5 protein-coding genes are annotated in these 7,652 nt (G+C 65.6%); 1 reads left to right on the forward strand and 4 read right to left on the reverse strand.

Annotated features, from left to right (window positions below; translation table 11 throughout):
- Positions 1-3,486: Ig-like domain-containing protein (locus ACH107_RS27680; RefSeq protein ID WP_412508908.1), on the reverse strand; the 3,486-nt coding region annotated here is incomplete at its 3' end.
- Positions 3,487-3,781: 295 nt separating this feature from the next.
- Here ACH107_RS27680 and ACH107_RS27685 point away from each other — a divergent pair.
- Positions 3,782-5,098: an NAD(P)/FAD-dependent oxidoreductase gene (locus ACH107_RS27685; protein WP_412508910.1), complete on the forward strand. Its 1,317-nt coding sequence runs from the start codon at positions 3,782-3,784 to the stop codon at positions 5,096-5,098.
- Between the two features lie 119 nt (positions 5,099-5,217).
- Here ACH107_RS27685 and ACH107_RS27690 read toward each other — a convergent pair whose 3' ends face one another.
- The 3 genes from ACH107_RS27690 to ACH107_RS27700 form a co-directional block, all read right to left on the reverse strand.
- Positions 5,218-5,448 carry a hypothetical protein gene (locus ACH107_RS27690; RefSeq protein WP_412508911.1) on the reverse strand — a complete coding sequence of 77 codons (231 nt, stop codon included), beginning with the start codon at positions 5,446-5,448 and terminating at the stop codon, positions 5,218-5,220.
- Positions 5,449-5,460: 12 nt separating this feature from the next.
- On the reverse strand, positions 5,461-6,897 hold the full coding sequence (locus ACH107_RS27695) for an ammonium transporter (protein ID WP_412508912.1): 1,437 nt from the start codon (positions 6,895-6,897) through the stop codon (positions 5,461-5,463).
- 286 nt (positions 6,898-7,183) lie between these two features.
- Positions 7,184-7,652 (reverse strand): zinc-binding dehydrogenase (locus ACH107_RS27700; protein WP_412508914.1); only part of this gene is annotated, 469 nt, incomplete at its 5' end.

The following is a 7,652-nucleotide window of genomic DNA, read 5'->3' on the forward strand; positions in this document are numbered from 1 at the left end:
GTCGCGCCCGCCGCCGGCGAGGAAGTCGTCGCCGTCACCGCCCGCGATCTCGTCGTTGCCTTCGCCGCCGCCGACGCTGTCATTGCCGGCCCCGGCATCGACGGTGTCCTGCCCAGCGCCGCCGCCCATGTCGTCATCGCCGTCGCCGCCATTGACCACGTCGTTGTTGAAGCTGCCGCCCATGGTGTCGTTGCCGGTGCCGCCGTCGAGCGTGTCATCACCGTCACGGCCGTTCACGATGTCATTGCCGTCGCCGCCATCGACCGCGTCATTGCCCTGGCCGCCGCCCATGAAGTCGTTGCCGCCATCACCGTTCATGACGTCATCGCCGAGGCCGCCGCCCATCAGGTCATTGCCCTCGCCGCCATTGGCGGTGTCGTTACCGTCTGAGGACGAGATGTTGTCATTGCCGGCATCGCCGTTGATCTCGTCATTGCCGGTCCCGCCGAGCAGCGCGTCGTCACCGTCACCGCCGTTGAGAACATCGTCGTCCTCGTTGCCTTCGAGCCGGTCGTCGCCGTCCTGCCCGTTGAGGGTGTCATTGCCACCGGCACCGCGCAGCGTGTCATTTGCGGGGCCGCCGTCGATGACCTCGTCGGTATCGTCGCCGGTGATGTCGAGCGCCACGGTTTCGTCATCGTTGGTCACCGTCGTCCGGGCCGAGGAGGCCACGATCGAGATCGTGTCGCGGATCGCGGCATCGACGTCGAGATTGGCGATGATCATCTCGTCGGGCTCGACATCGGTATCGCCCGTCACCACGACCGACACGTCCTTGGACGTTTCGTTCTCGGCGAAGGAAACGGTCACCGGATCGAGGGACGAGGAAACGTCGTCACCGTCCACCGTGCCGCCGAAGCTGACCACGGCGTCGAGCGCCGCGCTCGTGTCACCGATGCGGTAGACCTCGAACAGGGCGGTCGTCTCGCCGCTGTCGCCCTCGTCGAGCGCGACCGAGGAGGCGCTGATGCCGATCGTCGGGCCGAGCGCGGGATTGTTCTCGGTCTGCGTGTCCTCCTCGGGGTCCGCGGCGAGCGTTGTCGCGCTGTCCGCGAAGCTGGGATCGGAGGTCAGCGCCACGTCAAGGATCGCCGCGTCACGCAGGATCGGATCCTCGATTCCGGCGGCATCGACGATGGATGTCGCGTTTGCCACCACCTGAGGCGGCAGGTCGTCGAGCGTTAGCACGACGCGCGGATAGCTGTCATCTTGGAAGTCGGCGGTGGTTTCACCCTCGGCCCGGTCGAACAGCGCCATGTCCTCCGTGATCCGCCAGCTATCGGCATAGTCGCCGTAGAGCGTGTCGAAATCCACCGGCTGGGGCAGAACCGTCCCGTCGCGCAGCGCGAGGTCGTTGGTGCGGTCACCGTCGGCATTGCCGAGAAGCCCCTGAACGGAGCCCGCCGGGCGGTCCTCGTTGAGGAAGGCGCAGACGTTCATGTAGCCCTCGAAGAGGCCGACCTTGATCTGCTCGCCGCTCTCGGTGACGATCGTGAAGCCGTTCATTTCCGAGTCGTAGAAGATCTGGCCGTTGCCCACGTCGACGGGGCCGTCCAGCGTGTCGATCTCGGTGGGCGTGCCGTCGATGGTGAGCGGCGTGTCGGCCTCCCCGTCGATCTGGATGCGCGAGCCGTCAAGCTCCATCGACATGACCGTGATCACCGACACCGCGTCATTGATCGGCTCGGTGCGGACCTGCACGTTCATCGGGTCGCCCGCGGTGGATTCCAGCAGCGTGAACTCGCCCACCGCCTGGAAGTCGTAACCAAGGCCGTCGAGCGTGGTCAGGTGCGGGTCTCCGAAGATGTCGGCCTCGACCGGCGGCGGCGGGGGCGCGCGATCGATGTCGTCGTCGATGATCGTCCCGGTCGCCGTCGGATCGGCCTGGGTGATGGTCACATTCGGATCGGATGTCGTCGCGCTGAAGAAGCGCGCGTCAAAGATTTCGTCGAATTCCGGCGTGGTGTCGCCCTGGACATCGACCGAAACCATGGTCGAGGTGTCCCCGGCCGCGATCGTGCCCGATGCGAGGATCGGGAAGGTGCCGAACATGTCGGAACTGTCGGCGGTATTCGGCGACATTTCCAGCTCGAAGTTCACGTCCACCTCGGTATTGCCGAAGCGGTTCACCTCGAATTCGAGGCTGGTCGTCCCGCTGTCGCCTTCAAGTACGCTGCCATCGCGCAGCGAAAGCACCACAGGACCCGGCTCATCGTCCTTGACATCGACCGTCACCGTCGCCGTGTCGGTCAGGGTTCCGTCGCTGACCGTGTAGGTGAAGCTGTCGGTCGCGTCCTCGCCGTCGGGCAGGCTGTCGAACGCGCCGTTGGGGTCATAGAAGAAGCTGCCGTCGTTGAACAGTTCGACCTCGGCGCCCGAAGCAAGTGTCACCACGTCGCCCACGTTGGCCGGGGCGGTCCCCTCGAAGCCCGTGACCGAGATGATGTCGAAATCCGGGTCGAAATCGTTGGCCAGCACCGTGGGCGTCAGGATCTCGGTGGTGCGGTCGGTGGTGTAGCCCGGCGTCATGTCGCCGCCGTCATCGCGCGCCACGGGCGCGTCGTTGCCCTCGGACACGATCGAGGCTTCTGCGGTCAGGTTGAAGCCGGCGAAGAAGATGTTGTCGTCGCTCGAGGGGTTCAGCGTTTCCACGAGGATCGACCGGTCACCGGTCACGAGGAAGCCGTCCTGCGACAGGTCGTAAAGCTCGTCGTCCGACCGTTGGATTTCCTCCTGTGTGTCGCCGCTCGGCAGGGCGTTCGGATCGGCGGGGTTGGCCGGATCGTCCCCGATGCCGCCGATGGTGATCAGGCCGCCATTCGAGGCGGCGCCGTCGTCGAACCCGCCGGCCGAGCTTGTCAGCCGCGAGCCGTTGACGTCGACGTCGGACTGCTGGTCGAAGGTCTCGCCACCCGACTGGAAGCCGAAGCCGATGCCCAGCGACATCAGCGCCTCGAAGTTATCGTCAACGGTCAGCGGGCTGTCGAGGTTCAGGCTGAAATTGTCGCCGTCCGGGTCCGAGGCGCCGTCGAACAGCACGATGGTGCGCTCGGCCTCGGCGGGGTTGGAATAGACAACCTCCAGCGCGTAGCCGTCGATGTTGCGGGCCATGTTGGACACGTTGAAGATGAACGGGTCGACCCCGCCATCACCGATGACGCCGTCCACGAACCCCGTCACGTTGGCGCGGAATGCTTCGAGGTTGCTGGCGCCCTCGGTTTCGCCCCGCGAGATGAATTCGTTCGCGGTCGTGACGCCGTCGCCGTCATCGTTCGCGACGGTCACGGCGTTTTCGCCGCTCGCGAGGGTCACGGTCGGGTCCTCGCCCGGTGCCGAGTAGCTGGACGCGTGAAGAAAAGCCGCCTCGACCTCCGACCCTTCCGGTACGATGGCTTGGATATCACCGCCATCGGTCGTGCTGCCCGACGTGGCGTCCAGTGACCAGTTCCCTGTGCCGGAGTAGGTATAGTAGGCGTTCAAAGACATGGGAATCACCCCCCTTAGTTTTTTAAATACTCGTTTACTCTACGTTATCATCACCCGATCGTGAAGATATTAAACTTTAGTTTTTCCGTGGCTTGGCGATTTTCGAATCTGACGGGAGTCTGCGAATCGGTTTGCGCGGCTGGTAAAGTGACCCCGCGAGTGCGCCGCGGCGGTTTCATCGGGGTTTGTGCCGCATTTCCGGGATGGACAGGGTCCGGTGATGTCGCCTTAATGATCCGCGGAAATCCGCTGGTCAGAGTGCCGGCGGACATTGGCACGGAACCGGGGCAGGACGATGCAGCACGATTTCTGGCAAGGCGAGGCGGAACCGGGGGTGCCGTACTGGTGGCAGGCGCTCGATACCCCCGAGGCGGCCGAGGCGCTGCCCGACCGGTGCGACCTGCTTGTCGTAGGCGCGGGCTATGCCGGGCTGTCGGCGGCCATTGCCGCGCATGATTGCGGCGCCGATGTCGTCGTCGTGGATGCCGGTGAGCCGGGCCGCGGCGCCTCGACCCGCAACGGCGGCATGATGGGCGCGCATCCGCGGCTCGGCTGGGCCGACCTTGCCAAGCGCTTCGGCGCCGCAACCGCCGACGCGCTCTTCGCCGAGGCGCGGCCCGCGCTGGACTGGGTGCGCCACTTGATCGAGCGCGAGGGCGTCGCGTGCGACCTGCAGCAGACGGGCCGGATCCAGCTGGCCTGGACGCCGCGGCACCTGGAATCGCAACGCGCGCTGGTGCGCCATGTCCGCGAGAAAAGCGAGGTGCGCATCGACATGGTCGAGCGCGCCGAGCTGGGCCGCGAGATCGAGACGGAGCGCTATTTCGGCGGCATCGTCTTCCCAGAACACTGCGCGATCCATCCCGCCAAGTTTCACCAAGGGCTGCTGCACGCCGTCCGGCGCCGCGGTATCCCGGTGGTCGGCCACGCGCGCGCCGAGGGGGCCGAGCGTATCGCCTCCGGCTTCGATGTCGCCACCGGCAAGGGCAGGGTGCGTGCCGACAAGGTCGTGCTGTGCACCAACGGCTACACGGCCGAGCCGTTCCGGTGGCACGCCGCGCGGGTCTTTCCGTTGCCCAGCTACATCATCGCGACCGAGGAACTGCCGGCGAACCTGCCGGGGCACCTTGCGCCGGGGCGGCGCATGATGGTCGAGACGCGGGCGCGACACAGTTATTTCCGCCTGTCGCCCGACGGCCGCCGCGTGATCTGGGGCGGGCGGGCCTCGATGCGCGATCTGCCGCCACGGCAGGCCGCCGCACGCCTGCGCGAGACGATGATCGGTGTCTGGCCGGAACTGGCCGATGCGAAGATCACGCATGTCTGGACCGGCAATACCGGCTTCAGCTTCAACCAAATGCCCCATGTGGGCGAGGATCGCGGCCTGCATCACGCGATGGGCTTTTCCGGCTCAGGCACCGTGATGGCGCCGTATCTGGGGGCCAAGGCCGCCTATCGTGCGGTCGGCGACCCGCGCGGCGCGACGGCCTATGCCGACACGACGTTGCGCCGCCACTGGCTGCATCCCGGCGGCAAACCGCATTTCCTGAAGGCCGCGGACCTGTGGTACCGCCAATGGGTTGACCGGGTCGAGAATTTCCGGGCCCGGTGACGTCGCCCCGCAGTCGTGCGGGCCGGCCGGCGTTTCCGGGCACCTCAATCAAGAAAGTCGGAAAAAAACGGCGGCCCGCGCGGGGCCGCCGTCGATCCTTGCGAAGACGGGCGTGCCGCCTACTCGTGCGCTTCCTCGTCGAAGACGCGTTGCAGGCGCTCGGGGCTGCGCGCGGCGGCCTCGTCTGTCTCGAATTCCTTGTTCTCGATCCGCGCCTGCAGGATGTGGAACGCCAGCCAGAAGACCAGCCCGATGATGAACAGGATGAACTCGGTGCCCACCATCGGATAGATCGGTCCGATCTGCGACAGGTCCGCGCCGGCCCAGGTTTCTACAGCAGTCGTTGACATGGATGCTCCTCCTTAGCTCAGCAGTCCGAGTTTCTTGGCTTCCTCGATGTCGGCTTGCGACACCTCGATCGCATCGGCCTCCTCGCTGAGCTCCTCGCTCATGTCGAGGCCGACAAGTTCCACCGCCGGTGGCACCCGCAGAAGCCCCATCGCCTGAAGGATCTTCGAGACGATGAAGGCGGGGATGAAGCCCAGCACGATGAACATGATGCACGCACCGAGGAACTGGCCCCACGGGCTGATCGTCGCAACATCCGCGTGATAGGCCGCGGTCGCCGGGTGGCCCCACAGCATGAAGCCCGCGATGACAAGGCCGATGAAGCCGGCATAGCCGTGCACGGCCACCGCGCCCACCGGGTCGTCGATCTTGAACGTCCGCTCCACCCAGAAGTGCAGCTTGTAGGCGCAGACCGCGCCGACACCGCCGATCAGCATCGCCTGGATCGGGTGGTAGAGGTCGTTGCCCGCCGAGGCGGTGATCACGCCGGCCAGCCCGGCCGAGTAGGTCCAGAACGCCTCGCCCTTGGACACGACATACCCCGCGATCAGGCCGCCCGACAGCGACATCAGGAAGTTGAACACGATGGCCGACAGGGTTGTAGGCGTGAGGTAGATGGTGGTCGCGGTGAAGTTCACCACGCCTTCCGCGCCGCCAAGCGTGCTGTGGTCGATGATCGGCACGTTACAGGCCACGTAGAAGCCCCAGAAGCCGCAATAGATCAGGAACAGCCCGATCGTGACCAGCCACTTGTTGTGCGGGTTGATGTTGCGCGGCGTGCCGTCGGCGGCGAACTTGCCGATCCTCGGCCCCAGCACGCAGATCACGCCGAGCGCGAAGCCGCCGGCGATGGCGTGGATCACGCCCGAGGCGTAGGCGTCATGATAGCCAAGCTGCGTGACCATCCAGCCATCGGGGTGCCAGCCCCATGCCGCGTCGATGATCCAGGTGAACGAACCGATGACGACGGCGAGGATCCAGAACGCCGAGGGCCGGATCCGTTCGATTGTCGCCCCCGACACGATGGAGGCCGCGGTCCACGAAAACAGCAGGAACGCCGCCCAGAACACGCCGTTCAGACGGCTCCAGTAGCTGTTGCCGAGCTCCACGCCGTACCCTTGCGCCGATTCAAGCGCCGGCCCGGGCCCGCCCATGTGCGTGCCCATCAGCTCGCTCCACGGGACGGCGTTGTCGGACTGGGTGAGTCCGCCGGTGATGCCGGGGCCGTTCGGGAAGGCGAAATAGATCCACCAGCCGAAGAAGAAGAAGGTGATGGTCACCAAGGGCATGAGCATGGTGTTTTTCATCACGGTATGCATGTGGTTCTTGTGGCGGCTCGCGCCGACCTCGTACATGCAGAAGCCGACGTGAATCAGGAACATGAGCGGTACTGTCACCCAGTAATAGAACTCGGTGAATATCACCGTTAACGCGCCGATATCGGTATCCATTCAGATGTCCTCCCAGTTGGACAATTTCGGTTCCGGGGGTTCGTGATTATTGTTGCTCCCCGACGGCATTGGGTCAAGTTTGGTACATGGCCAGCAAAAATGGTACACCGGATGTGCCCCAAATTCGACCTCCCGCCCGGGTTTTGTGGCAAAAAAAATGTACGAGATCCACAAATATTCACGACAAGAATAAAAATTGCCCTAAATGCCGTCGCGCTCCGGCCCGGGAACCCGGCATGTCGGCCGCCGGATGTCGGCCCGCGAGCCGGCCGCGCGCAGCCCGGACCTACGGAGTGACAACGATCTTTCCGCTATGGCGTTTTTCAATGAACGCGGCTTGCGCCTCGGCGAGGTCCCGCAACGGATAGGTCGCGGCCAGAACCGGTGCGATCTCGCCGCGCTCGACATACGTGACGACATCGGCAAAGACATGCGGCGGCACGATGGTCGACCCGCAGAACGTCAGGTCGCGCAGGTAGAGTTGCCGCAGGTCCATGTCCACGACGGGCCCGGCGATGGCGCCGGCGCAGGTGTACCGTCCGCCACGCTCCAGCGCGTCGACAAGCTGCGGCCAAAGCCCCCCGCCGACCGTGTCGGCCACCACCGTCACCTTCTCGGTGCCGAGCGCGGCACGCAGGTTCCCGGGCGCCCGTGGCAGCAGCCGGTCGGGGCCCAGTTTTGCCACCGCCGCGTGCTTGTCCTCGGCAGCAAGGGCGATGACCCGCGCGCCCCGGCGCCGGGCCAGTTGCACCAGC

The organism is Roseovarius halophilus (ex Wu et al. 2025) (assembly GCF_047086965.1).

Bases quoted from the DNA above. Each gene is read 5' to 3' on its own strand.
- ACH107_RS27685 (WP_412508910.1), top strand. From the start codon at position 3,782: ATGCAGCACGATTTCTGGCAAGGCGAGGCGGAACCGGGGGTGCCGTAC.
- ACH107_RS27690 (WP_412508911.1), bottom strand. From the start codon at position 5,448: ATGTCAACGACTGCTGTAGAAACCTGGGCCGGCGCGGACCTGTCGCAG.
- ACH107_RS27695 (WP_412508912.1), bottom strand. From the start codon at position 6,897: ATGGATACCGATATCGGCGCGTTAACGGTGATATTCACCGAGTTCTAT.